25 protein-coding genes and 1 tRNA gene are annotated in these 26,099 nt (G+C 63.6%); 20 read left to right on the forward strand and 6 right to left on the reverse strand.

Going from position 1 to position 26,099, the window contains the following annotated elements; translation table 11 throughout:
- The 3 genes from NKI35_RS22210 to NKI35_RS22220 all read left to right on the forward strand — a co-directional run.
- On the forward strand, window positions 1-312 hold a 312-nt coding region (locus NKI35_RS22210; protein WP_352741511.1), incomplete at its 5' end, for a hypothetical protein.
- Between the two features lie 200 nt (window positions 313-512).
- Window positions 513-773 (forward strand): hypothetical protein, encoded by a 261-nt coding sequence (locus NKI35_RS22215; RefSeq protein WP_023806592.1) that lies wholly within the window; start codon window positions 513-515, stop codon window positions 771-773.
- A 224-nt stretch (window positions 774-997) separates the two neighbouring features.
- Window positions 998-1,831, forward strand: coding sequence for a hypothetical protein (locus NKI35_RS22220; protein ID WP_156941062.1), 834 nt, complete (start codon window positions 998-1,000; stop codon window positions 1,829-1,831).
- 53 nt (window positions 1,832-1,884) lie between these two features.
- Here NKI35_RS22220 and NKI35_RS22225 read toward each other — a convergent pair.
- A tRNA-Ser gene (locus NKI35_RS22225) sits at window positions 1,885-1,974 on the reverse strand.
- Between the two features lie 369 nt (window positions 1,975-2,343).
- Between NKI35_RS22225 and NKI35_RS22230 the strand changes: the two genes are divergently transcribed.
- From NKI35_RS22230 to NKI35_RS22240, 3 genes are all read left to right on the forward strand, one after another.
- Window positions 2,344-3,051: a 50S ribosomal protein L21 gene (locus NKI35_RS22230; protein WP_023693165.1), complete on the forward strand. Its 708-nt coding sequence runs from the start codon at window positions 2,344-2,346 to the stop codon at window positions 3,049-3,051.
- 99 nt (window positions 3,052-3,150) lie between these two features.
- Entirely contained in the window at window positions 3,151-3,420 is a 270-nt protein-coding gene (gene rpmA, locus NKI35_RS22235; RefSeq protein WP_013529063.1) for a 50S ribosomal protein L27, read from the forward strand.
- Between the two features lie 132 nt (window positions 3,421-3,552).
- Window positions 3,553-4,140, forward strand: a complete 588-nt coding sequence (locus NKI35_RS22240; RefSeq protein ID WP_023700237.1) for a GNAT family N-acetyltransferase — start codon at window positions 3,553-3,555, stop codon at window positions 4,138-4,140.
- A 191-nt stretch (window positions 4,141-4,331) separates the two neighbouring features.
- Here the strand turns inward: NKI35_RS22240 and NKI35_RS22245 are convergent, their stop codons facing one another.
- Complete coding sequence (locus tag NKI35_RS22245; RefSeq protein WP_023715954.1) at window positions 4,332-5,195, reverse strand: endonuclease/exonuclease/phosphatase family protein; 864 nt, start codon at window positions 5,193-5,195, stop codon at window positions 4,332-4,334.
- Window positions 5,196-5,362: 167 nt separating this feature from the next.
- Here NKI35_RS22245 and obgE point away from each other — a divergent pair, with 167 nt between their 5' ends.
- From obgE to NKI35_RS22270, 5 genes are all read left to right on the forward strand, one after another.
- Entirely contained in the window at window positions 5,363-6,394 is a 1,032-nt protein-coding gene (gene obgE / locus NKI35_RS22250) for a GTPase ObgE (protein WP_023668691.1), read from the forward strand.
- A 2-nt stretch (window positions 6,395-6,396) separates the two neighbouring features.
- Window positions 6,397-7,575 carry a glutamate 5-kinase gene (proB, locus tag NKI35_RS22255; protein WP_352741512.1) on the forward strand — a complete coding sequence of 393 codons (1,179 nt, stop codon included), beginning with the start codon at window positions 6,397-6,399 and terminating at the stop codon, window positions 7,573-7,575.
- 3 nt (window positions 7,576-7,578) lie between these two features.
- On the forward strand, window positions 7,579-8,865 hold the full coding sequence (locus tag NKI35_RS22260) for a glutamate-5-semialdehyde dehydrogenase (protein ID WP_352741513.1): 1,287 nt from the start codon (window positions 7,579-7,581) through the stop codon (window positions 8,863-8,865).
- Between the two features lie 163 nt (window positions 8,866-9,028).
- Window positions 9,029-9,616 carry a nicotinate-nucleotide adenylyltransferase gene (locus NKI35_RS22265; RefSeq protein ID WP_023693161.1) on the forward strand — a complete coding sequence of 196 codons (588 nt, stop codon included), beginning with the start codon at window positions 9,029-9,031 and terminating at the stop codon, window positions 9,614-9,616.
- 86 nt (window positions 9,617-9,702) lie between these two features.
- The gene (locus NKI35_RS22270; protein WP_502897164.1) at window positions 9,703-10,971 is read left to right on the forward strand and encodes an MFS transporter; all 1,269 of its coding nucleotides are present in this window, start codon (window positions 9,703-9,705) and stop codon (window positions 10,969-10,971) included.
- A 15-nt stretch (window positions 10,972-10,986) separates the two neighbouring features.
- Here NKI35_RS22270 and NKI35_RS22275 read toward each other — a convergent pair whose 3' ends face one another.
- The gene (locus NKI35_RS22275; RefSeq protein WP_286439560.1) at window positions 10,987-11,841 is read right to left on the reverse strand and encodes a mechanosensitive ion channel family protein; all 855 of its coding nucleotides are present in this window, start codon (window positions 11,839-11,841) and stop codon (window positions 10,987-10,989) included.
- 240 nt (window positions 11,842-12,081) lie between these two features.
- Here NKI35_RS22275 and rsfS point away from each other — a divergent pair, with 240 nt between their 5' ends.
- The 8 genes from rsfS to NKI35_RS22315 all read left to right on the forward strand — a co-directional run bounded on the left by rsfS (window position 12,082) and on the right by NKI35_RS22315 (window position 20,423).
- Window positions 12,082-12,459 carry a ribosome silencing factor gene (gene rsfS / locus NKI35_RS22280; RefSeq protein ID WP_023668698.1) on the forward strand — a complete coding sequence of 126 codons (378 nt, stop codon included), beginning with the start codon at window positions 12,082-12,084 and terminating at the stop codon, window positions 12,457-12,459.
- Between the two features lie 62 nt (window positions 12,460-12,521).
- The gene (rlmH, locus tag NKI35_RS22285) at window positions 12,522-13,004 is read left to right on the forward strand and encodes a 23S rRNA (pseudouridine(1915)-N(3))-methyltransferase RlmH (protein ID WP_023684125.1); all 483 of its coding nucleotides are present in this window, start codon (window positions 12,522-12,524) and stop codon (window positions 13,002-13,004) included.
- A 122-nt stretch (window positions 13,005-13,126) separates the two neighbouring features.
- Window positions 13,127-14,482 (forward strand): murein hydrolase activator EnvC family protein, encoded by a 1,356-nt coding sequence (locus NKI35_RS22290; protein ID WP_352741514.1) that lies wholly within the window; start codon window positions 13,127-13,129, stop codon window positions 14,480-14,482.
- Between the two features lies 1 nt (window position 14,483).
- Complete coding sequence (locus NKI35_RS22295; RefSeq protein WP_023668701.1) at window positions 14,484-15,809, forward strand: S41 family peptidase; 1,326 nt, start codon at window positions 14,484-14,486, stop codon at window positions 15,807-15,809.
- A gap of 183 nt (window positions 15,810-15,992) precedes the next feature.
- Window positions 15,993-17,174: a divergent polysaccharide deacetylase family protein gene (locus NKI35_RS22300; RefSeq protein WP_352741515.1), complete on the forward strand. Its 1,182-nt coding sequence runs from the start codon at window positions 15,993-15,995 to the stop codon at window positions 17,172-17,174.
- Complete coding sequence (locus NKI35_RS22305; RefSeq protein ID WP_352741546.1) at window positions 17,171-17,692, forward strand: RNA pyrophosphohydrolase; 522 nt, start codon at window positions 17,171-17,173, stop codon at window positions 17,690-17,692. Before NKI35_RS22300 ends, NKI35_RS22305 begins: the two co-directional genes overlap by 4 nt.
- Window positions 17,693-17,963: 271 nt before the next feature.
- On the forward strand, window positions 17,964-19,073 hold the full coding sequence (alr, locus tag NKI35_RS22310) for an alanine racemase (RefSeq protein WP_352741516.1): 1,110 nt from the start codon (window positions 17,964-17,966) through the stop codon (window positions 19,071-19,073).
- A gap of 93 nt (window positions 19,074-19,166) precedes the next feature.
- Window positions 19,167-20,423 carry a D-amino acid dehydrogenase gene (locus NKI35_RS22315; RefSeq protein WP_023668705.1) on the forward strand — a complete coding sequence of 419 codons (1,257 nt, stop codon included), beginning with the start codon at window positions 19,167-19,169 and terminating at the stop codon, window positions 20,421-20,423.
- 104 nt (window positions 20,424-20,527) lie between these two features.
- Here the strand turns inward: NKI35_RS22315 and NKI35_RS22320 are convergent, their stop codons facing one another.
- The 3 genes from NKI35_RS22320 to NKI35_RS22330 all read right to left on the reverse strand — a co-directional run bounded on the left by NKI35_RS22320 (window position 20,528) and on the right by NKI35_RS22330 (window position 24,123).
- Window positions 20,528-22,681, reverse strand: coding sequence for a phospholipase D-like domain-containing protein (locus NKI35_RS22320; protein WP_352741517.1), 2,154 nt, complete (start codon window positions 22,679-22,681; stop codon window positions 20,528-20,530).
- Window positions 22,678-23,118 carry a phospholipase A2 family protein gene (locus NKI35_RS22325; RefSeq protein WP_352741547.1) on the reverse strand — a complete coding sequence of 147 codons (441 nt, stop codon included), beginning with the start codon at window positions 23,116-23,118 and terminating at the stop codon, window positions 22,678-22,680. The genes NKI35_RS22320 and NKI35_RS22325 overlap by 4 nt, the downstream gene beginning before the upstream one ends.
- 123 nt (window positions 23,119-23,241) lie before the next feature.
- Window positions 23,242-24,123 (reverse strand): LysR family transcriptional regulator, encoded by an 882-nt coding sequence (locus NKI35_RS22330; protein ID WP_023806585.1) that lies wholly within the window; start codon window positions 24,121-24,123, stop codon window positions 23,242-23,244.
- A 365-nt stretch (window positions 24,124-24,488) separates the two neighbouring features.
- Here NKI35_RS22330 and NKI35_RS22335 point away from each other — a divergent pair, with 365 nt between their 5' ends.
- Complete coding sequence (locus NKI35_RS22335) at window positions 24,489-25,985, forward strand: CoA-acylating methylmalonate-semialdehyde dehydrogenase (protein WP_023698411.1); 1,497 nt, start codon at window positions 24,489-24,491, stop codon at window positions 25,983-25,985.
- Window positions 25,986-26,099 lie beyond the last annotated feature (114 nt).

The following is a 26,099-nucleotide window of genomic DNA, read 5'->3' on the forward strand; positions in this document are numbered from 1 at the left end:
CGCCTCTGTCGTCGTGGCGCTCCCATGAAGAACCTGGCCCATAGCGCATCCTTTGATTCGGACGAAAAGTATGCGCCATCAAAGCTTGGGATCAAACACCTAGAGCGTTTCACCGTTCACGGAAACGGCGAACCGCTCGATCTGCTTGTTTTTTGCAATCCCCAGGGGAAAGCGCTACGCGCTTTTCCCGAGAAAACCGCTCACACTGCGATCCTCGCCTTCATTGCCCGACTGCCAGTTGGCTCCTTTCGGCCTGCTGGAGGCAGTGCTCAAGGAGAGGGAGCCATTCCTCAACCAAGGCCCTTTACCTAGACACTCCCCAAACGAAACCTCCAGCGCTTCCCTGCACCATGACCGCCGCTTCCCAGCCATCCTGCGGTCCATGGGTGTCCCACCAATGCGTCTCGCAGTACAGTAAGGTTCTCCGCTAGCTTTTTATTTACTGCTCTTTATGGTTTAATTCTTGTCGCTTGGGGCTTATCCCGAGTTTCAGAACAAGGGGGGAGTAATTGATGGCACCGGTTAAACCGACGATAGAACAACGCGTGGCAGAGCTAGAAAGAGCACTTAAACTGCTTACTCCGCGAGTTGACATCATGGAAAAAGGGGAAGTTCGTATCGTCGCAAAAGAGATGTCCGAGAGACCCTTTGACCTCGCCCTGTGGACAGCGGGCTACGGCGTCGCGCTTGAAAGATGGCCCACTACCGACCCTAAGGCGAACTTCACTTTAGTGTGGGGCGCAGGCAAGAGGAAGAAGCCCAAAAAGAACTAGTCTATCGGAAGATGCCGCCCTAGCGGCGGCGATGGCGCAGCGGCGCGTACTCACTTGGGGCGCGCCCTGCGCTTGTCCAGCTTTTGAGAACAAACTTCGGGTTCTGTCAGTCGGCTCGCACGGGACATGACTAATGCGCCACGAACAGAGGCGCCTCTTGGATTACAGTTTTGGCGCTACCATTTGTCATGCGGGCAAATAGCCGCCAAAGGGGGTGAACGATTGTGGGTGTGTTCTTTGAACCCTATTCGCCGGATCGCTGCTGCCTCTGCGGCTCTCCTGATGGCCTCACGGGTGAGCATAAGATCAAGGCTTCTGCGCTAAGATCAATATTTGGTCGTGATGCTATGGTGATTGGCCACTTCGACGGCCTACGTGCGCCGCGAGCCGCTCAGGGGCCAAAGTCACGCGAGTTTCATTTTTCAGCTAAGCTATGTGGCGAATGCAACTCAGTTCGAACTCAGCCAGCCGACAATGAGTTCGTTAGGTTTCATGAAAGCGCACTGGCACTTTATTCAGCAGGAGATGATCCGGCGCAGGCCTTTCGTCTCGATCGCTACCGCATCGGCTCTGAGCCATATTTGAACGTGTTCCGGTATCTGGCCAAACTTATGGCGTGTCACATTGCTGAATCGAAAGGGCCACGATCGCTATCGATTGCAAGATTCGCGAGCGGCGATTCGGATTTCAATCCAATCAAGCTCTTTATGGACCCTGATCCGACTTATCGCGAGTTTGCAAATCTAACTGGCGACCATAGCTTCGCTGCTCATGGCGGATTGGTAGTTAAAACGGACCCGAAAACTGAGCTTCCGACTGGCTTTCACACTTTCCTCACACTTGGCCAACTTCGTTATGTTTTCTCGGTTGATTTTTCTCCACTTGTCGCGATCGCATTGAAGATGTTCCATCGGGATTTCTTCAACAAATGTCAGGCTGCTTACCGAGCAGCGCTAGCAGAACCGATCTCGGCGGATACACTGACAAAGCTTGGCCTTGACAAATCGCTAGCCCAAGATGAGCAGATCTGTAGCGAGGAAGATCGCGAAAGCTGTTGAACGTCCCATGGATGTTCCGAGAGCCTATCGAGAATTGCTGCAGCAAAGCAAACTGGCGGAGAGGGAGGGATTCGAACCCCCGATGGGCTTGCACCCATGCCGCATTTCGAGTGCGGTGCATTCGACCACTCTGCCACCTCTCCGCGGTCATGGTCGGCCGTTGCCGGCGCGGCGCACTAGATAACGGCTGGGCGGGCAGGTTACAAGGCCAAATTCACTGGGAAATTCAGCTTCCTGTGCGGGCTCTGTCTGGAGGGCTGCGTTGCGGCCACGTCGGCAGATGGGGCCAACCGGTCCTCGACCGGAGGGATCGGGCGCGGCAAGGAGGTCGCATGGCCAAGGAATCCGGCCGTTTGCCTTGACTCGTACCGAACCTTCGGTTAGGGGAAGCGCGCAATCGGCGTGGAGGGTTCTTCCACGCCGCTTGTTTTTCGAACCCGCAGACTGACAAAAAGACGGCCGAACCGCGTGACGCGGTTCATCGAGGCCGACCGAACAGCGAAAGGCAAAAAATGTTCGCAGTCATTAAAACGGGCGGTAAGCAGTATCGCGTTGCCGCCAACGATCTCCTGAAGATCGAGAAGCTCGAAGCCAATGTCGGCGATATCGTCGAAATCGGCAGCGTCCTCGCCCATGGCGAAGGCGAAAATGTCACCTTCGGCGCCCCGTTCGTCGATGGCGCTCTGGTCACGGCGGAAGTCGTCGAGCAGGGCAAGAACCGCACCGTCATCGCTTTCAAGAAGCGCCGCCGGCAGAATTCGCGCCGCAAGATCGGCCACCGCCAGCTTCTGACCACCGTGCGGATCGCCGAGATCCTGCTGGGTGGCGCCAAGCCTTCCAAGAAGGCCTCAGCCAAGGTGGAAGCCAAGGAAGTCAAGGCTGACGTAGCGCCCGAGGCGAAGGCCGAGGCCGCGCCGAAGGAAGCCAAGGCGAAGAAGGAAGCCAAAGCCGAGGCTGCTCCGAAGGATGAAGCCAAGACGGAGACCGCCGTCGCCGCGCCGCTGTTCAAGGCGCCGAAGGGCGAGCCGGACGATTTGGCCGTGATCAAGGGCATCGGCCCGGTTGCCGCCGGCCAGCTGCACGAGCAGGGGATCACCACCTTCGCCCAGCTTGCCAAGCTGTCGGACAAGGACGTGGCCAAGATCGACGCGCACATGCCCTTCAGCACCGACCAGATCAACGACTGGCGCGAGCAGGCCAAGGAACTGGCGAAGAAGTAAAACGAACCGGCGACAAGGTTGCCGGATCGGACTTGAAACGGAACGCGAACGCGTTCATAAGACCATTCAAGCGCCCCAGGGCGCATCGGAGTTAGTTAGATGGCACACAAGAAAGCTGGCGGCTCGTCGCGCAACGGTCGCGACTCGCATTCCAAGCGTCTGGGCGTGAAGAAGTTCGGCGGCGAAGCCGTCATCCCGGGCAACATCATCATCCGTCAACGCGGCACCACCTGGCATCCCGGCGTCAATGTCGGCATGGGCACGGACCACACCCTTTTTGCGCTCGAGACCGGCGCAGTCACCTTCAACAAAAAAGCCAACGGCCGAACCTACGTATCGGTCAACCCGATTGCCAAAGCCGCGGAGTAGCCGGTTCCGCACTATAAAACCGGCGCCCATCTCGGGAACCGGTGTCTGGCCAAACCAGTGAATGGAGCCAGGAAAAGGATCAGGGGAGATGGGTTTTCCATCTCCCCTTTTTTCTTGCCTGGAGGACGTCGAATGGTTGCCGAAGCGGAAGACACCGAGGACGAAAGTTACGCGATAGACTGCCCGGTGCTGGCCACGGAGCGGCTGGTGATGCGCGCTCCCTGCGAAGCCGATATCGCCCAACTGGTCGAGCTTGCCGACAACCGTCATGTCGCCGAGATGCTGGCCCGCATGCCGCACCCCTATGGCGAGGCCGAGGCACGCGCCTTCCTGGCTATGACGAGATCGCGCCGGGCCGGCATCGCCTATGCGCTGACGCTGGCCAGTACCGACATTTTCGTCGGCTGCGCCGGCCTCAACATGACCGACCGCGGGCTGGAGCTCGGCTACTGGATCGGCGAGCCCTACTGGAAGCGCGGCTATGCGACGGAGGCCGCGCACGCGTTGGTCGACCTCGCCTTCCAACGGACCTCGATCCAGGTGCTGCAGGCTTCGACGCGGGTGATCAATCCGGCCTCGCGCCGCGTCATCCACAAATGCGGCTTCCAGTATGCCGGCCAGGGCATGCTGAACTCGATCGTCGCCGGCCAGGTGCCGGTCGAGCGGTACCGGCTGGACAGAAAGACCTGGATCAGTCTTCGAAACTGGGTGCATTTCTAGGTGTTTTGATATTCAGGTGAGGCCGGCCTGCAAACGCGGGTTTATGCGCTTCCGGTGCACGTACTTAAGTACGCTCCGCTCCGGTTCTCGAAAACCAGTGTTTTCGGCTCGGCCTGACCTGAATCTCAACACACCTAGCGCGTGCCTCCAAACGACAGGTTTGGCAACGTTGGTTGTGGATCGGACTCAACTCAGCCCATCTCGACCCAAATCGGGAGATGGTCCGAACCGACCGCTTGCGGGTCGACCCACAGGCGCTTCAGCGATCCGGCGAGCGAGGCCGAGGTAAAGATGTAGTCGATGCGCTTGTGGCGGCTTGTGTCTTCGGGTCGCGTGGGATCGACCCAGGTGACGACGTCCGGCGTGTTGAGGCGCTGGGCGACGTCGACGGCGAGATCGGCGGTCAAGGGCATGCCGAATTCATGATCCGGGCGGCCGACGAGTTCGACATATTCGGCCGAGCCGGGCAGCATGTTGAAGTCGCCCATGACGATGAAGGCTTCGGGATAGGGCAGGTCCGGCAGGCCGATCTCGGGAATGCCGGAGAGACCGCCGCCCTCGAAGGCATAGTTCAACAGGCGCTGGCGCAGGAACCGGATCTGGCTGGCGCGCTCAACCGGACTGCGATGGTCAAGATGCGTGGAATAGAAGCGGATGAAGCCGAGCGGGGTCTCGACCAGCGCCTCGAGTGCGCCGCGCTGGAAGTTCATCGCCTCCAGGCTACGGCTGCGCGGCAAAAGCAGATTGCGCGACAGATGGATCGGTGTCTTCGACAGCACCATGTTGCCGAGCTGGAAAGTGGTGGTGATGGCGCGGCCGGCCTCCAGGCGCGAGCCGACATTGACCTCGAAATTGCTGCCGTAGGCGACAAAATATTCGGGCAGCGCCTCGCCGATCTCGGCGACCATGTCGCGGTTGCCGTTCCTCGGATTGTTGCGGGTCACTTCCTGCAGCGCGATCACGTCGGCGCCGCGAACCGCCTCGGTGATGCGGCCGAGATCGTAGCGGCCATCCAGACCGATACCGTACTGGATGTTGTAGCTTACAACCTTCATTCCCGCGCCCCTCAAGCTCCGTCCGCGAACACTGCTACCGCGTCCCCGACAAAAGGGCATCCGGCGCTTTAGTCGCAAAACGGCCTCGCCCTTGGCCGCGCCTTGGTTTAGAGCAAGGCGCAAGATCTAGAGCAAAGCCGCAAGGCCAACAGAAACTGCGTAGTCCAATGAAATTTCTCGATCAAGCCAAGGTTTATATCCGCTCCGGCGACGGTGGCGCCGGCTCTGTGTCGTTCCGGCGCGAAAAATTCATCGAGTTCGGCGGCCCGGATGGCGGCGACGGCGGCCGCGGCGGCGATGTCTGGCTGGAAGCGGTCAACGGTCTCAACACGCTGATCGACTATCGCTACCAGCAGCACTTCAAGGCCAAGACTGGTGTCCACGGCATGGGCCGCAATATGACCGGCGCCAAGGGCGCCGATGTGACGCTCAAGGTGCCGGCCGGAACCCAGGTGTTTGCCGAGGACAATGAGACGCTGATCTGCGACCTGACCGTGGTCGGCCAGCGCTTCCTGCTGGCCAAGGGCGGCAATGGCGGTTTCGGCAACCAGCATTTCAAGACCTCGACCAACCAGGCGCCTCGCCGCGCCAATCCCGGCCAGCCCGGCGAAGAGATGAATGTCTGGCTGCGGCTGAAGCTGATTGCCGACGCCGGCCTGGTCGGGCTGCCCAATGCAGGCAAGTCGACTTTTTTGGCAACCGTCACCGCGGCCAAGCCGAAGATCGCAGACTACCCCTTCACCACGCTGCATCCCGGCCTCGGCGTTGCCCGCATCGATGCGCGCGAATTCGTCATCGCCGACATTCCGGGCCTCATCGAGGGCGCGCATGAGGGTGTCGGCATCGGCGACCGGTTCCTCGGCCATGTCGAGCGCACGCGTGTACTTCTGCACCTGGTCTCGGCGCAGGAGGAAAACCCGGGCAAGGCCTACAAGACCGTGCGCGCCGAGCTCGACGCCTATGGCAATGGGCTGATCGAGAAGGTCGAAATCGTCGCGCTCAGCCAGGTGGATATCCTTGACGCCGATGAGCGCAAGAAGAAGGTTGCGTCCCTCAAACGCGCTGCCGGCCGCGCGCCGATGCTGCTGTCGGCGGCCACCGGCGAGGGCGTCGAAGCGGTGCTGCGCGCGCTGATGGCAGTTGTCGGCGAAGCGCGCGACAGGGCTGCCGCTCCCGTCGAGACCCGCTGGGACCGATAGCGATGACGGCGCAGTCGCTGACAAAATACCGGCGCATCACGGTCAAGATCGGTTCGGCCTTGCTGGTCGACCGCACCAGCGGCCTGAAGCGCGACTGGCTGGCTTCGCTTGCCGAGGATATTGCGGTGCTGGCCAATGGCGGCGCCGAGATCCTGGTCGTGTCGTCCGGCGCCATTGCGCTCGGCCGCACCATTCTCGGTCTCGGAAAACGGGCGCTGAAGCTCGAGGAGAGCCAGGCGGCGGCCGCCGTCGGGCAAATTGCGCTCGCCGGCGCATGGTCGGATGCGCTGGGCAAGGGTGCGCTGAAATCGGGCCAGATCCTGCTGACGCTCGGCGACACCGAGGAGCGCCGACGCTATCTGAATGCCCGCGCGACGATCTCGACGCTGCTCAAGATGAAGGCGGTGCCGGTCATCAATGAGAACGACACGGTAGCGACCTCCGAAATCCGCTATGGCGACAATGACCGGCTGGCGGCACGCGTGGCAACCATGATGGGCGCCGACCTGCTTGTGCTGCTCTCCGACATTGACGGGCTCTATACGGCGCCGCCGGCGCGCGATCCCGATGCGAAATTCATTCCGGTGGTCGACCGCATCACGCCCGATATCGAAGCGATGGCGGGGGCGGCCGCTTCCGAACTGTCGCGCGGCGGCATGCGCACCAAGCTCGACGCGGGCAAGATCGCCACCGCCGCCGGCACCGCCATGATCATCACCTCGGGCACCAGGCTGTCGCCGCTGATGGCGATCGAGCGTGGCGAGCGCGCCACCTTCTTCAGGCCGAGCGCCAATCCGGTGAAAGGCTACAAGAGCTGGATCGCCGGCCAGCTCGAACCGGCGGGGCGGCTCACCGTCGACGCCGGCGCCATCGGTGCGCTGCTGTCCGGCAAATCTTTGCTGCCGGCCGGCGTCAGGCTGGTCAGCGGCAATTTCTCGCGTGGCGACACGGTGGCGATCCTGTCGCCCGAGGGCCGCGAGATCGCGCGCGGGCTGGTTGCCTACGATGCCGCCGATGCCGTAAGGATCGCAGGCCTGAAGACCGCCGAGATCGAAACCGTGCTCGGCTACGAGGCGCGCTCGGCGATGATCCACAGGGACGATCTGGTGGTGAGCGATCCGGGTGACCAGATACGGCCTGCCGGCCAGCTATGGGCCGGGGGCGACGTAAGCGGAGGATGAGCCATGCTGAAACTGCATGAACAATCCGGGGATGACACCGTCGCGCTGATGGCGGGTATCGGCCGCCGCGCCCGCGCGGCCGCCCGACCGTTGGCCATTGCGACCGCCGCCGCCAAGAATGCCGCGCTTCTCGCCATGGCCGACGCGATCATCGCGCGCCAGCAGGAGATTCTCGACGCCAACGCCATCGATGTCTCTAACGGACACGAATCCGGACTGTCCGGCTCCTTCATGGACCGGTTGAAGCTCGATCCGGCGCGCATCCGCGCCATGGCGGATGGCATCCATGAAATCGCCGGGCTAAGGGATCCGGTCGGCGATGTGATTGCCGCATGGGACCGCCCCAACGGCCTGCAGATCGAGCGCGTGCGCACGCCGCTCGGCGTTGTCGGCGTCATTTATGAAAGCCGGCCGAATGTGACGGCGGATGCCGGTGCGCTCTGCCTCAAGGCCGGCAATCCGGTAATCCTGCGTGGCGGCTCGGACTCGCTCAATTCGTCCGCCGTCATTCATGCCTGCCTGGTCGAGGGGCTGAAGGCCGCCGGCCTGCCGGAAGACGCCATTCAGCTGGTGCCGACCACCGACCGCGCCGCCGTCGGCGAAATGCTGAAAGGGCTTGGCGGCAATCTCGACGTCATCATTCCGCGCGGCGGCAAAAGCCTGGTCGGGCGCGTCCAGAGCGAGGCGCGGGTGCCGGTCTTTGCCCATCTTGAAGGCATCTGCCATCTCTACATCGACCGCTCGGCCGATCTCGACATGGCGGTCAGGATCGCCGTCAACGCCAAGATGCGGCGCACCGGTGTCTGTGGCGCTGCAGAGACTTTGCTGGTCGACCGCGCGGTGGCCTCCACGCATCTGGTGCCGATCCTCGACGCGCTACGCGCCGCCGGCTGCGAGATCCATGCCGATCAGGAAGTGATGAAGCTGTTCTTCGACGCCAAGCCGGCGACCGATGCCGACTGGGTGACCGAATATCTCGAGGCCATCATCGCGGTAAAGCTGGTAGACGGAATTGCCGGTGCCATCGACCATATCGAGACGTTCTCCTCACACCACACAGAGGCGATCATCGCCGAGGATGCAAAGGCTGTGCAGCGCTTCTTCAGCGAGATCGACTCGGCGATTCTCCTGCACAATGCCTCCACCCAGTTCGCCGATGGCGGCGAGTTCGGCATGGGCGCCGAGATCGGCATCGCCACCGGCAAGATGCACGCGCGCGGACCGGTTGGTGTCGAGCAGCTGACCTCGTTCAAATACCGCGTGCGCGGGTCGGGACAGGTGAGGCCTTGAGCGCTGGCCTTACCCTCCCCCTTGTGGGGAGGGTGGCGAGCGCAGCGAGCCGGGTGGGGGTACGACGCTGAATTCTGCAATCCCCCCACCCCGCTCCGCTTCGCGGATCGACCCTCCCCACAAGGGGGAGGGTGGGGCGCCTCTTTCCTCGCACTACCTCCGCATGCCGCATGCCGAAAAGGGCCTTGCCGTCGGCCTGTTCGGCGGCTCGTTCAACCCGCCGCATGCCGGTCATGCGCTGGTGGCGGAAATCGCGCTCAGGCGGCTGGCGCTCGACCAATTGTGGTGGATAGTGACGCCTGGCAATCCGCTGAAGAGCACCAGGGAATTGGCGCCGCTGAGCGACCGGCTGCTCCAGTCGGAGCAGGTCGCCAAGAACCCGAAGATCAAGGTCACCGCCTTCGAGGCGGCGCATCATATTCGCTTCACCGCCGACACGCTGGCGCTGGTCAAGGCACGCAATCCCGGCGTCGACTTCGTCTGGATCATGGGCGCCGACTCACTCCGCGATTTCCACCGTTGGCAGCGCTGGCGCCAGATCGTCATGACCTTCCCCATCGCCGTCATCGACCGCCCGGGCGCGACGCTGTCCTTCCTGTCCTCGGTCGTGGCCAAGACGTTCGACTATGCCCGCGTCGACGAGGGTGACGCGCCCCGGCTCGCCCGCATGAAGGCGCCGGCCTGGACCTTCATCCACGGCCCACGCTCGTCGCTGTCATCGAGTGCTATTCGCCAGCAAGCCAAGGGGTAACTCCGTAAGACCAGATCGCCGATGTCGCTTTTACGGCGGCCTTTCGCGATTGGCTGGGCGATGCTGCGCTGGATATGGCCAATTCAGTGAACCAGACCGACATCGACCACAATCATGGCGCCCCGCCGGCGCCCGTGATCGCCATTGCCAGCGTAATCGTGTCTATGGCGCTGATCGCGGTCGGCAACGGGTTGATGTTCGCCTATATCCCGGTCCGGCTTGGGGTCGAGCGCTTCGATCCGACCTGGGCCGGGCTGATCATCACCGGCCTTTCCGCCGGCGGACTTGCCGGCTGTATCCTGACCGGGCCGCTGGTGCGCCGCGTCGGGCACGCCCGCGCCTTCATGGTGCTGTCGGCGCTGATAGCGCTGTCGAATGCTGCCATTGGCGCCGGCACCTACCCGCTGCTGTGGATCGCGGCGCGCGCGCTTTACGGTTTTGCAATATGCGGCCTGTTCATCGTCGCCCAGAGCTGGCTCAACGATGCCGTCGCAAACGCCATTCGCGGCCGGGTGATGGCGGTGTTTTACGTCGCCTATGTCGCCGGACTTGGCGTCGGCTATGCCCTGCTGGCGGCGGTCGACATCGCGACGGCGCAGGCGCCGCTGATCGGCATTGCCTTCACCGCGGTGTCGATCCTGCCGGTCGGCATGACGCGGTTGGCTCAACCGCCGCCACCTCGCGCAGCCTCCGTGGCGCTTGGCCGCGCCTGGCGGATCTCGCCGGTCGGCGTGGCCGGCATGCTGGCCGTCGGCGGCCTGTCGATGGCGATCGCCGGGTTCGCACCGATCCATGCCACGGCCAAGGGCTACAGCCAGGCCGATGTGGCGCTGCTTTTGTCGGCCATGCCCGTCGGCACGCTGATCCTGCAGATACCGCTCGGCTGGATTTCCGACCGTACCGATCGCCGTTACGTGCTGGCCGGCGCTGCGGCACTGGCCATCGTTGCCGGTATTCTGGCTATCGGCTTTGACGGTGGCGCTCTGGCGGTGCTGGTGGTGATCTATGTGATCTGGGACGGCGCTTCGGAATCGATCTATTCGCTGGCCAGCGCACACGCCGCCGATCGCGCCGGCAAGGACGACATGGTGGCGCTGTCGAGTTCGCTGCTGTTTGCCTGGTCGCTGTCGGGTTTCATCGTGCCAGGTATCGTGACGGCCCTGTCGGCCGTCTATGGAACGCAGGCCTTCATCTATGTGGCGATCATCATCGCCACCGTGTTCTGCCTGTTCGTGCTGTGGCGAGTGGCGACGACGCAGGCCGTTCCCGCCACGGCGACCGGCAGTTTCGCGCCGATGTCGGCGCAGGCGCCATTGCCGGTGGAGCTCGCCTACGCCCCGGAAGATCAGCGCTGAACGGTTTCACAGCTCCTACTGCCTGGTGGCGGCAGTTTCCTGTCGGGCCTCCGGCGGAGGTGCGGGAACCGAAATGGCCTCGGCGTCGAACGCCTGCTTGACGCGTTTGGTGAGATCGATCTGGGTGGCGAAGAAATCCGCCGCCGTGGTCCAGTAGCGCAAGGTGATGGCGACGCTGGCATCGCCCACCGTGGCGACGAAGGCGATCGGCGCCGGCTCTCGCTTGACGCGGCGCTCGCTGCCGGCAACGCCCAGCATGGTTTTCTGCGCCAGGTCGATGTCGTTCCAGGAGCCGATGCTCAGCGTGATATCGCCGCGGCGCACACCATTACGGGTAAAATTGCGCACCGGCTGGTTCCATAGCGTCGAATTGGGCGCCAGCACATAGACGCCGTCTGTCGTGCGGAGCTTGGTGGCGAACAGGCCGATTTCCTCGACGGTGCCGGAAATGGCGCCGACCTCGACATATTCGCCGATGCGGAATGGCCTGAGCGCCAGAAGCATGATGCCTGCGGCGATGTTCTGCAGCGTGCCTTGCAGCGCCAGGCCGATTGCCAGCCCGATGGCGCCGATGGCGGCGATGATCGAGGCCGTCTGAACGCCGAACTGGCCGAGCACCATGATGATGACCAGGATCAGGATGGCGTAGCGCACGATCTTCGAGAAGAAATGGCGCAGCGTCGCGTCGAAACCATGGATATGGCCGAGGCCGGCTGAGATCGATCGTTCTGCGAGCCCGGCGACGAGATAGCCGACGACCAGCAGGATGATGGCGCCGATGGCGGAGAAGGAATAGGAAACGATCAGCGTGCTGAGTTGCGCAAGGCCAGCCTGCACGGTGAGCAGCGTGTTCTGGGGGTCGATCGGCATCAGGAAAATCCGTTTGGGGGTGTGTCGATAACCTCTGCCGCGGCCATGGGTTCCGATTTTTCTCAAGGCTCCGGAACCGGAAGTCGTGCACTGCGTTCGCGCTGGCAGGGCCTCCCGTCTTGAAACTGCAAGGGAACTCTGCCTATCTATAGGGTGTCACCTGATTTCGTGGGTGATTTGGTTGTTCTTGCTGCGAAAGGAAATACACTGAGAACAGCATTGCGGAAGAAGGCTGACATCATGCCTTCGCCGGCCAGGATCAGCGTAGATGACGCCGTGTCCCGTGCCATCAAGACAGTCCTTGCCAGTCTGGAAGACTCCAAGGCCGAAAATATTGTCTCAATCGACATTCAGCGGAAATCGAGCCTCGGCGACTATATGGTCATCGCGTCGGGCCGGTCGCACCGTCATGTCTCGGCTGTCGCCGACCACCTCCTCAAGGCGCTCAAGGATGCCGGTCTCGGCACGGCGCGCGTCGAGGGGCTGTCCGGCGCCGACTGGGTCCTGATCGATTCAGGCGACATCATCGTCCATGTCTTCCGCCCAGAAGTCCGCGAATTCTACAATCTTGAAAAGATGTGGCAGGCGCCGGACCTCGAGGAAGAGACCTTGCACTGAGCTCCGTCTCATGTCGTAACCATCCTGGGTGCGACATGGATTGAAAGCTCGCCGAGGCAGGGATGAAGATAGCAGTTCATGCCGTGGGCCGGATGAAGGCCGGCCCCGAGAGAGAACTCGCCGACCGCTATTTCGAGCGTTTCGCCAAGAGCGGCCCGGCGATCGGGTTCGAATTCTCTGGTGTCGCCGAGATCGCCGAGGGACGAGCCCAGAACGCCAATGAGCGCCGCCGCGAGGAAGGCCAGAAGCTGCAGGCACAGCTGCAGCCGGGCACGGCGCTGTTCCTGCTCGACGAACGCGGCAAAAACCTGTCCTCAGACGATTTCGCCAGCCGTATCGGCCAGCTGCGCGATGGCGGACGCAAGGCGTTGGTCATCGCCATTGGCGGCGCCGACGGGCACGACCAGTCGATTCGCGATCAGGCTGAGCTGATAGTCTCGTTCGGCGCGGCGACCTGGCCGCACCAACTGGTGCGCGTCATGCTGGGCGAGCAGCTCTATCGGGCGGCAACGATTCTTTCGGGACATCCCTACCACCGTTCGTAAATCAGTGGGTCGAGGATCAATCGTCCGGATTTCCGCCCCAATGCGCGGCTGTTTTGTGCTAGGCTTCGGTTCGATCATGGTTGATGGTTCGTTAACGAAGCCACGCATAGAGTCGGGCTTCAATGGCTGACAACGGGAAATCACGAACGGGCTTCCGGCACGCGCGCTGCGGCATCGCTGCAGCAGTGGTTTTGCTGTCGCTCGGGCTTGCGCGGGCCGAAAATACGCTGGACGTGCCCGACCCCGATCTGAGCCGTGCCGAATATGAGAAGGTGTCGGCCGAGATCACGCTGTCGTCCGAACGGCTGGCCAAGCTCGCCGCCGACATTGCTTCGGTCAAGAAGGACCATGCCTCGATCACCGCGGCGCTTATCCAGTCGGCGATGACCGAGCAGAAGCTCGGCCAGGACATCGAGGATATCGGCGCCAGGCTCGAAGGACTGAAGGGCGAGGAACAGAAGATCCGTGTCTCGCTGGCGGCGCGGCGCGACGTGCTGGCCGAGGTGCTGGGGGCGCTGCAGCGCATGGGGCTCAATCCGCCGCCGGCGATCCTGGTCAAGCCGGAAGACGCACTGTCGTCGGTGCGCAGCGCCATCCTGCTCGGCGCAGTGGTGCCGGAACTGCGCCAGCAGACCGACAAATTGCTGGCCGACCTCAGGGAACAGACCCGGGTGACGGCCTCGAGCGAGGCCGAGCGGACGCGGCTGACAGCGGCGGGCGGCGAGCAGACGGCGGAAAAGAAACGCCTCTCCATGCTGCTCGAAGCCAAGCAGAAGCTCGAGGCGGACACCTGGACGGCGATGGCCGCTGAAAAGCAGCGGTCCCAGGCGCTTGCGGCCAAGGCCGGCAGCCTGAAAGAGCTGATCGCTTCGCTTGAAGCCGACAAGAGCCGCAAGGCGGCGGATGCCGTCAAGGCAGGCGAACAGAAAGCGGCCGACAGCGATAAGCCGGACGCCGATAACGCCGATGCAGGCACAACCGCGTCGACGGAGCTGGCTTCGCTGCCCGTGCCGGAAGGCAACCGCCTCACCGCCGCCGCGCCGTTTTCGGCACTTCAGGGACAAGTCTCGCTGCCGGTCACCGGCAAGATCAAGCTGCGTTTCGGGGCCGATGACGGTAACGGCGCGGTGATGCTTGGCGACATGGTTGCGACACAATCGGGAGCCATCGTCACGGCACCGGCGGACGGAAATGTGCTTTATGCGGGGCCTTTTCGCTCCTATGGTCAACTCTTGATCCTCAATGCGGGAGACGGCTATCATGTCGTCCTGGCGGGGATGAGCAGAATCAGCGTCGCGTCTGGCCAGTCGGTGCTCGCAGGAGAGCCGGTCGGCGCGATGGGAGAGGCCCGGGTGGCAAGCACCTCGGCCTCGAAGAATGGAAATGCCACGCCGGAACTCTATGTCGAGTTCCGCAAGGATGGAAAACCCGTCGATCCGACCCCATGGTGGGCGGACCGCTTCTCTGGAAGGACGTGAAATGATGCGGAAACTGTCGCTTCTTATTGCCGGTGCGCTGATGGGCGCGTCAGCGATGAGCCTGGTCTATGGCGCCCCCGGCTCGACGGCGAACGCTGCAGGCTCCGAGACCTACAAGCAACTGGCGATCTTCGGCGACATCTTCGAGCGCGTGCGGGCGCAGTATGTGACGCCGCCGGACGACAAGTCGCTGGTCGAAAACGCCATCAACGGCATGCTCACCTCGCTCGACCCGCACTCCTCCTACATGAATGCCGAGCAGGCGCAGGACATGCGCGTGCAGACCAAGGGTGAGTTCGGCGGCCTCGGCATCGAGGTCACCATGGAGAACGATCTGGTCAAGGTGATCACGCCTATCGACGACACCCCGGCTGCCAAGGCAGGCGTGCTGGCCGGCGACTATATCGCCAAGATCGACGGCCAAGAGGTTCGCGGCCTGACGCTCAACGATGCAGTCGAAAAGATGCGCGGCCTGGTCAACACGCCGATCAAGCTGACCATCCTGCGCCAAGGCGCCGACAAGCCGATCGAGCTGACGGTGGTGCGCGATATCATCAAGGTCAAGGCGGTCAAGTTCCGGGTCGAGAACGACATCGGCTACATGAAGATCACCTCCTTCACCGAAAAGACCTATGACGACCTCGAGAATGCCATCGACACCATTAAGAAGCAGGTGCCGAACGACAAGCTCAAGGGCTATGTGCTCGATCTCAGGCTCAACCCGGGCGGCCTGCTCGACCAGGCGGTGAGCGTGTCCGACGCCTTCCTCGACCGTGGCGAGATCGTCTCGACCCGCGGCCGCGACCCGAAGGACGTCACACGCTTCGACGCCAAGGCAGGCGACGACATCGGCGCCAAGCCGCTGATCGTGCTCGTCAATGGCGGTTCGGCCAGCGCCTCCGAGATCGTCGCCGGCGCGCTGCAGGATCTGCGCCGCGCCACAGTGGTCGGCACGCAGTCGTTCGGCAAGGGCTCGGTGCAGACCATTATCCCGCTTGGCGAGAACGGCGCGCTGCGCCTGACGACGGCGCTCTATTACACGCCGTCCGGCAAGTCGATCCAGGGCAAGGGCATCACGCCCGACATCAAGGTCGACCAGCCGCTGCCGCCCGAACTGCAGGGCAGGGACCTGACGCGCGGCGAATCGGACCTCAAGGGCCATATCAAGGGCGCCGACGAGAGCGATACCGGCTCGGGCTCGGCTGCCTATGTGCCGCCGGATCCGAAGGACGATCTGCAGCTGATCTATGCCGAACAGCTGCTGCGCGGCCAGAAGACCGATCCGGCATTCCCGCCGAATCCGGAGAAGGCAGTGCTTAACCAGTGAAATCGACTGGTAGCTCTGGCTGCCCAATCGAAGCGATGCAATGCTGCCGGGACCGTGAGGTTCCGGCAGTTTGATTCGGGGACCGCTGGGCGCTGCGCCTCAAAAGGCGCAGGGGACGCGCCGTCAGTTTTGGATCTGCGCATGGCGAAAAGATTTCGCCGATCATGCGCCCGGGGATGCGGCTTGGCTGACATCGGCAAGGACATCGAACGCCCACTCGGACAGGCCGCCCGACCGCGTGCTGCGTCGCGCGGGATCAGCGCTGGCGCCGTCGCGGCGACGCTGGTCGTGCTGGCCGCGGTCGGCATCTCCGGCGCGATCGCGCTGCGCGAGAAGCCGTTCCGCAAACCGGAAGCAATCGCGGTCTCGACGCCGAAGGTGACGGCGGCGGCCGAGCCCGCGGCCGCAGCACCCACTGCTCAAGCGACGGCGGCAGCGCCGAAGGCGGAAACGCCCAAGGCCAGCGGTCCGCAGATCATCCATGTGCAAACCCAGGAGGGTGACGGCCCGCCCAATGCAGCCATCGTCATCCACGACCCGTCGACGATCGGCCAGAACCTGAAGATCGCGCATATCCCCGACAGGGCGCTGATCGAGGCCAGCGACACCGGCCCACTCCCGGTTCGCGCCGCTGACGGCCGGCGGCCGTTCGATGTCTATGCACGGCCGTGGTCGGGTTCGCGCGGCGCTCGCGTGGCAATCGTCATCGGCGGGCTTGCGGTGTCGCAGACCGGCACGCAGGCGGCGATCGCCAAGCTGCCGGCCGAAGTGACGCTGGCTTTTGCGCCGCAAGGCAACAGCATCGGCCGGTGGATGCAGGCGGCACGGCAGAGCGGGCATGAGGTCGTCATGCAGGTGCCGCTCGAACCGTTCGACTATCCCAACGTCAATCCCGGCCGCAACACGCTGACGGTGGCGGCAAGCCCGGACGACAATCTGAAGAATCTGCGCTGGGCGCTGTCGCGGACCACCAACTATACCGGCGTCATGAACTATATGGGGGCGCGCTTTTCGGCCGACGCGACAGCGATGGGGCCGTTCATGGCCGAACTCGGCAAGCGCGGCCTTGCCTATGTCGATGACGGCTCGTCCGCGCGGAGCCTGGCGTCCGATCTCGCCTTGAAGGACGGTGTGCCGTTCGTCGCCGGCGATACGGCAATCGACGCCGTGCAGGACCGCGGCGCCATACTGAAAAAGCTCGACGCGCTGGAAGCGACCGCGCGTGCCAAAGGCTCCGCCGTCGGCATCGGCTCGGCCTTCGACCTCACCGTCGATACCGTGGCGTCCTGGGTGGTCGAAGCGAAAAAGCGCGGCATCGAGATCGTGCCGATCTCGGCGGTGGCCATCGACCCGGAAAAAGGCTGACCATGACGAAGAAACCTGTCGACCCCGAGACGCTGCCATACCGCCCCTGTGTCGGGCTGATGATCCTCAATGGCGACGGGCTGGTCTGGGTTGGGCACCGCATCGCCGAGCCGGACAGCGAATTCGCCGGCACCACGCAGCTCTGGCAGATGCCGCAAGGCGGCATCGACGAGGGCGAGGAGCCGCTGCAGGCGGCCGGGCGCGAGCTCTATGAAGAGACCGGCATGCGCTCGGTCACGCTGCTGGCCGAGGTGCCGCACTGGATCAATTACGACCTGCCGCCCGATCTGGTCGGCATAGCCCTCAAGGGGCGTTATCGCGGCCAGACGCAGAAATGGTTCGCCTACCGCTTTCACGGCGGGACCAGCGAGATCCAGATCAATCCGCCGCCGGGCGGCCACACCGCCGAATTCGATGAATGGGCATGGCGGCCAATGCAGGACCTGCCCGATCTGATCGTGCCGTTCAAACGCAAGGTCTATGAGGATGTGGTGGCGGCGTTCCGTCATCTTGCCTAGCTGGATGTGACGGTTCGCACGGCAGCTGATTCGTGCTTTATTGATCGCGACACCCGCAGCCACGAGACCCATATGAACGACGCCGGGCAATGGCCTCTTAGCGCAGCGTCTGGGCTGCCCCTCACCTGCCTGCCGACTTTCGTCACTCGAAAAGCCAAGCAGTTGGCTTTTCGTTCGCCTTACGCGGACCGCTCTTCAACTCCCCGTATAGGGACGGGGAGAAATATCCGGCAGGACAATGAGGGGCAGCGCCGACTTCAGCGGGTCTGCAATGCATAAAGCCAAAGATACGATCAGCGAAGCGGCGGCCGGCGCCATTCTCACCATCGATCTCGGCGCTATCCGAGAGAATTACCGGCGGCTGAACGCGAAGCTCGGCGGCGTGCGCTGCGCCGGCGTCGTCAAGGCCGACGGCTACGGGCTCGGCGCGCGGCAAGTGGCGGCGGCACTGGTTGCCGAAGGCTGCGACAGCTTCTTTGTCGCGCATCTCACCGAGGGTGTCGCGCTGCGCGACGCACTCGGACCGAAGCTGGAAATCCATGTGCTGAATGGCCTGCCGCCGGGCTCGGAACCTGAAGCGGTGGCCGCCGACCTTATTCCCGTCATCAACAGCACCGGGCAACTGAAGGCGTGGAGCGAGGCAGGCCAAAAGGCCGGCCGCAAGCTCAAGGCCGCCATCCAGGTCGACAGCGGCATGTCGCGGCTGGGCATGGCGCCGGCAGAGGTCGAGGCGCTTACGGCCGATGCTTTCGCCGGCGTCGATGTCGTCCTCGTCATGAGCCATCTGGCCCGTGCCGACGAACCGACCAATGCGGCCAATGACGCGCAACTCAGGGAGTTCGAACGGCTGCGCAAAATGCTGCCCAAGGCGCCGGCGTCGCTGGACAATTCCTCCGGCATCTTTCTTGGGCCGCGCTATCAGTACGACCTCGCGCGTCCGGGCGCTGCGCTCTACGGCATCAATCCGACGCCTGATGAGGCGAACCCGATGCTACCGGTGGTGCGGCTCGAGGCAAAGATCATCCAGACACGCGGCATCGATAAGGGCGCGGGCGTCGGCTACGGACATGCGTTTCTGGCCAGCGGTCCCTTGCGCGCGGCCACGATCTCGCTCGGCTATGCCGATGGCTGGCACCGGCGCGCGGCTTCGGCTGCCTGGCTCGACGGCGTGCGACTGCCCTTTGTCGGGCGGGTGTCGATGGATTCGATCATACTTGACATCTCGGCCCTGCCGGCCGGCCGGCTGCGAGAGGGTGACCTTGTCGAACTGCTAGGCCCCTCGCAGAGCGTCGATGACGCCGCCGGTCATGCCGGCACGATCGGTTATGAAATCCTGACCAGTCTCGGCCCCCGCTTCCACCGCCGCTATATCAACGAATAGAGCCGCGACACGCCGCCCCTTGGCGGACGCCGCAGAATCCGGCAGACAGGAGGCGGCGGCCCTCTGACGGAAGTCGTCGTGGAGAGTGATGCGATGAAGATCTTCGTGTTGGGCGGCGGCGTTATCGGGGTCACCACTGCCTATTATCTCGCCGAGGCCGGCCACGAGGTGACGGTGTTCGACCGCCAGAAAGGGCCGGCGCTGGAAACCAGCTTCGCCAATGCCGGCGAGATCTCGCCGGGCTATGCTTCGCCCTGGGCCGGCCCCGGCATCCCGCTGAAGGCAATCAAGTGGCTGTTGATGAAGCACGGCCCGCTGGTGGTGCGGCCGGCCTTCGATCCGTATATGTGGACATGGCTCATCAAGATGCTGCGCAATTGCACCGCGGATCGCTACGCCATCAACAAGGCGCGCATGGTGCCGCTCGCCGAATACAGCCGCGACACGCTGAAGGCGCTGCGCGAGGCGACCGGCATCGCTTATGACGAGCGGACCAAGGGCACGCTGCAGCTGTTTCGCACGCAAAAGCAACTCGACGGCACCGGCGGCGATGTAGAGGTGCTGAAGAAATATGGCGTTCCCTACGAGTTGCTCGATCCCGAAGGCTGCATTGGCGCCGAACCTGCGCTGGCCGGCGTGCGGGAAAAGTTTGTCGGCGGGCTGAGATTGCCCGGCGACGAAACTGGCGACTGCAAGATGTTCACCGATCGGCTGGCCGAGCTCTGCGTGGCGCGCGGCGTCACGTTCGAGTACGGCACGCAGATCCGGCGCTTCTCCAAGAACCGCAATCGCATCGTCAGCGTCGGCACCGACCAGCGCTCGCGCGCGGCCGACGCTTATGTGCTGGCGCTGGGCAGCTATTCGGCGCGCTTCATGCGCCTGCTCAGGCGCCCGATCCCGGTCTATCCGGTCAAAGGCTATTCGATCACCGTTCCGATCAAGGACGCGGTCGCCGCCCCGGTGTCGACGGTAATGGACGAAACCTACAAGGTGGCGATCACCAGGCTCGGCGACCGCATCCGCGTCGGCGGCACGGCGGAGATTTCCGGCTTCGATCTCAGGCTGCATGAATCGCGCCGGCGCACCCTCGAACATTCGGTCGGCGATCTGTTCCCGGATGGCGGCGACCTCAAGGCGGCGTCCTTCTGGTGCGGGCTGCGGCCGATGACGCCGGACGGGCCGCCGCTGGTCGGCCGCACCGAGTTCTCCAACCTCTATCTCAACACCGGGCACGGCACGCTTGGCTGGACCATGGCCTGCGGCTCGGCCAAGGTGCTGTCCGACATCATCTCCAGCAAGGTGCCTGATATCGATGTGCGGGAGCTGGGGCCGGAGCGGTATTTGAGGTAGGGGTGCTTTTTAAAGCTCGCGGGCCAGCACCCCCTCTGTCCTACCGGACAGAGGGGGTGTAAAGGATCGCTACAGAACGGCATTCCTTCAGCCTCGCCAGCCTCTCAAAACGCCTCCTTCACCCAGCCCTTCGAGAACAGCCACCGGTAGGCCCAGGGGATCATTACCTTGGTCGATACCGGATTCGAATGGGCGACATAGTCGTCGTAGACCGGCTGCATCCTGGCGTAGAAGGCAGGGTCGAGCACCGTCATGCCGTTCTCCAGATCGTGGAAGAAACTGCGGTTGTTGAGATTGACCGACGAGATCGTCACCAGCCTTTCGTCGATCATCATGATCTTGGAGTGCAGCACGACATCGGGCGCCTTGAATTCGCGGATGTTGATGCGGTCGCCATATTTCTCGACGAACAGCTTGTTGAGCGCGGTCAGCAGCTTGCCGCCAATATCGCCCTTGAGGTCGATGCGGCCGACAATGTCGATCCTGACGCCGCGCGCCAGCGCCCGCTCGATGGCCAGGCTGAGCTTCGGCGTCAGATTAAGGTAGGGATTGACGATCTCGATATGGTGCCGGGCAGTGTCGATCAGCTCGACGAAATAGGTCTCGAGCGCATGGTTGTCCTCGTAGGGCACGGAAATGAAATGGCGCACCGTGCCCGGCGGGCGCCGGCTGTCGGAGCGCACCGGAATGGAGAAGGGTCTTGCGATGTTGGTGTCGGCGTCGCGCAGCCACAATGTCGAGAGATGCGCGGCCAGCGTCTCGACCGTGGCCGGGTCGGCAAACTCGATGTCGAAATCGCTCCAGTTCGAATAGTAGTTGAGCGAGAGGCCGTCGGTCTTGCCGTATTGCTCGAGGTTCGGATAGCGCGACAAGTCGATCGGCTTGTGGAACAGGAAGCCGTCATGAATGTTGCGGCCGCCGATGATGACGCGCGAGCGGGCGGGATCCTCGGCAAGTGTCGCCAGCATCTTGACGTGATGAGTCTTGTGCAGCTGCGACAGCTGCTCGTCGACCGGCGCGCCGTGGTCGGCCCGCCAGCGATATTCCTGCAACTCGACATTGGGATAATCGGCCGCCAGCCGGTGCAGCAGGGCATCGTCCTTGTCGCGCTCCAGCACGTCTGTGACCATGATGCGCACTTTGGTGCCGAGGGCTGCGTGATGGCGGATCAGCCGCTCGATGACGCGGCCGGAAAAATCGGCCTTGAACTCCAGCGACGACAGATAGACCAGCTTGAGTTTCGGCGCGCGCGAGAAATCGAGCGGCAGTTCGGGGTCGGCCTTGTCGAAGGCGCTGTCGGGTAAAGGCGCGCCGAGCAGCGCTTCGACCTTGGCGTTGAAGCCGTCGCGCGACTTGCGTAACAGGCGCGGTGACCCGAGCGGCAGCGAACAGCTCTGCGACAGCCAGCCGCCGGCGTAGAAGACGCGGGCGAGTTCATCCAGGCCGGATGGACCGGGCACTGGACAACGCTCGTAGCGGCTGTCGAGCGCGGCTATCGCCGGATAGGCAACCTCTTCGCGCAGGATGGTGAGCGGGGCGCCTGCCGGCGCCAGACTGGAGCTGAGCTTGAGACTGCAGCGGTTCAAACCATCGCTGGGGAACAGGCTGGCGGTTTGCCCGGCCGACAGGCGGAGGCGGAAGGCGGCACCGTTCGCCACGCTGCGCGAGCCACCGCCGGCGCGAATCGCCAGCGCCCCGTCGCAGGCGCCCGATATCTCAACCGGCTGCTTTCCCGCCTGGCGCATCACGATCTCGATCGAGCGCGCCTGCAGGCCGGAAAAGCTGAACGTCTTTGGCGCGGAGGGCCGCGCGGCGGCGTTGACATAGAGCGTCTGCCGCGACACGCGCCAACGGCCGTTGAAATGGCCTTCGCCGGCTGTGCCGCTCACTGCCGGCATCTGTTCGGCGGTAACCGGCTTCGCCAGCCGTTCCAGCGTCCGGTAGGTGGCCTGGAAATCGCGGTTGGCGATGGCGTGGCGGTCATGTCCGAACGGACCGGTGCCGTTCGCCCTGTCGATGGCGCCGATCTGGTTGTGGGCGAGCAGCGCCAGAAACTGCCTTTCATAGTCGCTGGCACCGGCATCGCCGAAAAACGCTGCTGCTGCAGTCTGCGGTCCGGGCGTGCCGGCCGATACCGACGGCCGGCCGCAATCCTTCGCATCGGGGAAGAAATCGCAGCTGTGCCGGATCGGGGCGGCGCAGCCGGCAAGGGCCGCCAGCCCCAGCCCGGCCAAGGCCAGGCAGATGGCGCGGTTCATCCGGTCGCACCGTTCATCGTCTTCAGTTCAGCCGGATCGCGCGGCGGCAGGAAGCCATGCGGAAACACCTTACAGACGGGAAGCGCGAAAGTGGCGATCAAAAGCTCGGCCTCGCCGCGCATCTTTTTCGGCGCTGTCTTGTCATCACGGATCGCCTTTGCCGAGGCGACGAGCGCGCCGTCGCAGTCGCAATGATTATGGCGCGCGATGTAGCAGGCGTCATGGATTTGGCAGGCGCTGTCGAGGCGATTGACAGGGCGAGCCGAGAGGTCGCCGGTGCGGGTGCCGGGACCGCAGTAATTGCCGAAGACGAAAGGCGACGGGCGGGCCATTGCGATGCGGACCGGCTTGGGCAATTCGGCTTCCGGAACTTCGGTCCATGGATTGGCGCAGGCGGAAAGCGCGACAAGCGGCAAGATGGCGAGCACCGCTCGCATTTTGATCCGCACCAGCTTTGCAAAAAAGTGTCCCACCCGGCGCAGCCAATCCTTAATGATAGGCGACATCGCGCTTGTTGCCACACTGGCCGATTTTGTGGCGAGGGCAAGGCGGCGCGGCCATCAGACAAACAGCCCGCGCTCTCTCTCGACCGCCTTGGTGATGAAGTTGGCGACGATCTGCACGCGGCGCAGCGGCCGGACCGATTCATGATAGACCAGCCAGTAGGCGCGGCGGATCGGCGTCACGATGTTGACGGGGATCAGCTCGGGCATCGAGCGGGCGACAAAGGTGTGCAAGATGCCGATGCCGGCGCCCGACCGCACCGCTTCGGCCTGGCCCAGCGCTGAGGAGATGGCGAAGCTGGTGCGCCAGTCCGGGCTGAACTCTGCCGCATAGTCGAGCGACGGGCTGACGATCAGGTCTGGGACATAGCCGATCAGCGTATGCTGGCCGAGTTCGGCAGCGGTCTCGGGTAAGCCGTGCGCCTGCGCATAGGCGCGCGAGGCAAACAGGCCGAGTGTGTAGTCGACCAGCTTTCCCGCCACCAGCCTGCCTTCGCTCGGCCGCTCGACGGTGATGGCGATGTCGGCCTCGCGCCGCGACAGCGAGAAGGAGCGCGGCACCGGCACCAGCTGGATGGTGAGTTCGCGGTGCAGCGCGGTCAGCGCGCCAAGACGCGTGGCGAGGAATGCAACGCCAAACCCGTCGGGCGCGCCGATGCGCACGGTGCCTGAGATATCGTCGCCTTCGCCCGACACGGCGGAGCGCGCGGCGATCATGTCGGCTTCCATACGCTCGGCAATGTCGAGAAAGCGCTGGCCGGCCGGCGTCAGCTCGCTGCCGGTGGTAAGCCGGCGAAACAGTTTTGTGCGTAACGCATCCTCAAGCGCTGCGATGCGGCGCGAGACGGTGGCGTGATTGAGTTCCAGCCGCTTGGCGGCGCCAAGGATCTGCCCGGCGCGGGCCACGGCGAGGAAGATGCGGACGTCATCCCAGTTCATGGGGGTGGTCCGGGCTAGCGGCGAACGCGGCGTTCCCGCCCACCCCCCTCTGGCCTGCCGGCCATCTCCCCCGCAAGGAGGGAGATTGGCAGCTCCGCCACCTGCGTCTCTTTTGGTGCGTTGAAGATTTGCGAAGGCGGCAGCCACATCTGATCTCCCCCCTTGCGGGGGAGATGTCCGGCAGGACAGAGGGGGGTGTGACGGAGCGCAAGCTTCGGGCCTTTCAGCAATCTGTAATTTGCGGCAATTAATGCACACTCGTCCTTCGTTGTCTATTTCTTGCACAACGGTTGCGTTTCCCCTCGCGTTGCCTTCGCGCCTGCAAAGGGGTTGAATGCGCCATCACAAACTCAGGGAGAGAAACCATGATCGAATACGGTCATTTCATCGGCGGCAAGCATGTCGCCGGGACCAGCGGGCGCAAGCAGGACGTCATGCAGCCCATGGACGGCTCGGTGCGCGGCACGGTGGCGCTGGCTTCGCCGGCGGAACTGCGTGCGGCTGTCCTGAATGCCAAGGAAGCACAGATCAAATGGGCTGCGACCAACCCGCAGCGGCGTGTGCGCGTGCTGATGAAGTTTCTTGAACTGGTTGCCCGCGACTATGACGAACTGGCCGATCTCCTGGCGCGCGAGCACGGCAAGACCATCGCCGACGCCAAGGGCGACATCCAGCGCGGCCTCGAAGTGGTCGAAGTCTGCATCGGTGCGCCGCACATGATGAAGGGCGAGTTCACCGACGGCGCCGGCCCCGGCATCGACGTCTATTCGATGCGCCAGCCGCTTGGCGTCGTTGCCGGCATCACCCCGTTCAATTTCCCGGCGATGATCCCGCTGTGGAAGATTGCCCCGGCGCTGGCCTGCGGCAACGCCTTTATCCTGAAGCCTTCCGAGCGTGACCCTGGCGTGCCGATGCGCATCGCCGAACTGTTCCTCGAGGCTGGCCTGCCGGCTGGCGTTCTCAACGTCGTCAATGGCGACAAGGATGTCGTCGACGCCATCCTCGACGATCCTGATATCAAGGCTATCGGCTTTGTCGGCTCGACGCCGATCGCGCATTACATCTACTCGCGCGGCACGGCCGCGGGAAAACGCGTGCAGTGCTTCGGCGGCGCCAAGAACCACATGATCATCATGCCCGATGCCGACATGGACCAGACCGTCGATGCGCTGATCGGCGCGGGCTACGGCTCGGCCGGCGAGCGCTGCATGGCGATCTCGGTTGCCGTTCCCGTCGGCAACGACACCGCCAACCGGCTGATGGAAAAGCTCATCCCGCGTGTCGAAAGCCTCAAAGTCGGCCCGTCGACGGATTCGTCCGCCGATTTCGGCCCGCTGGTGACGGCGCAGGCATTGGAACGCGTCAAGGGCTATGTCGACACCGGCGTCAAGGAAGGCGCCAAGCTGGTCGTCGATGGCCGCGGCTTCTCCATGCAGGGCTACGAGGATGGCTACTATATGGGCGGCTGCCTGTTCGACAATGTGACGGCTGACATGCGCATCTACAAGGAAGAGATCTTTGGTCCGGTGCTGTCGGTGGTGCGTGCGCCGACCTATGAGAGCGCCATCAAGCTCGCCAACGATCATGAGATGGGCAATGGCGTGGCCATCTTCACCCGTGACGGGGATGCTGCTCGTGATTTTGCTTCGCGCGTCCAGGTCGGCATGGTCGGCATCAACGTGCCGATCCCAGTTCCGATCGCTTACTACACGTTCGGCGGCTGGAAGGCGTCGTCCTTCGGCGACCTCAACCAGCATGGTCCGGACGCGTTCCGCTTCTACACCAAGACCAAGACGGTGACCTCGCGCTGGCCCTCAGGCATCAAGGACGGTGCCGAGTTCGTCATCCCGACGATGAACTGACCGGACGATTTCGAAGATCGGCAAGACGGCCTGGGTTCAACGTCCCGGGCCTTTCTTTGTACGAAACCGACATTGGCCATCACGTTTAAGCGATGGAACCAAGAGCCGGTCATC

Source organism: Mesorhizobium sp. M0676 (genome assembly GCF_040320535.1).
In the GTDB taxonomy this organism is placed as follows: domain Bacteria; phylum Pseudomonadota; class Alphaproteobacteria; order Rhizobiales; family Rhizobiaceae; genus Mesorhizobium.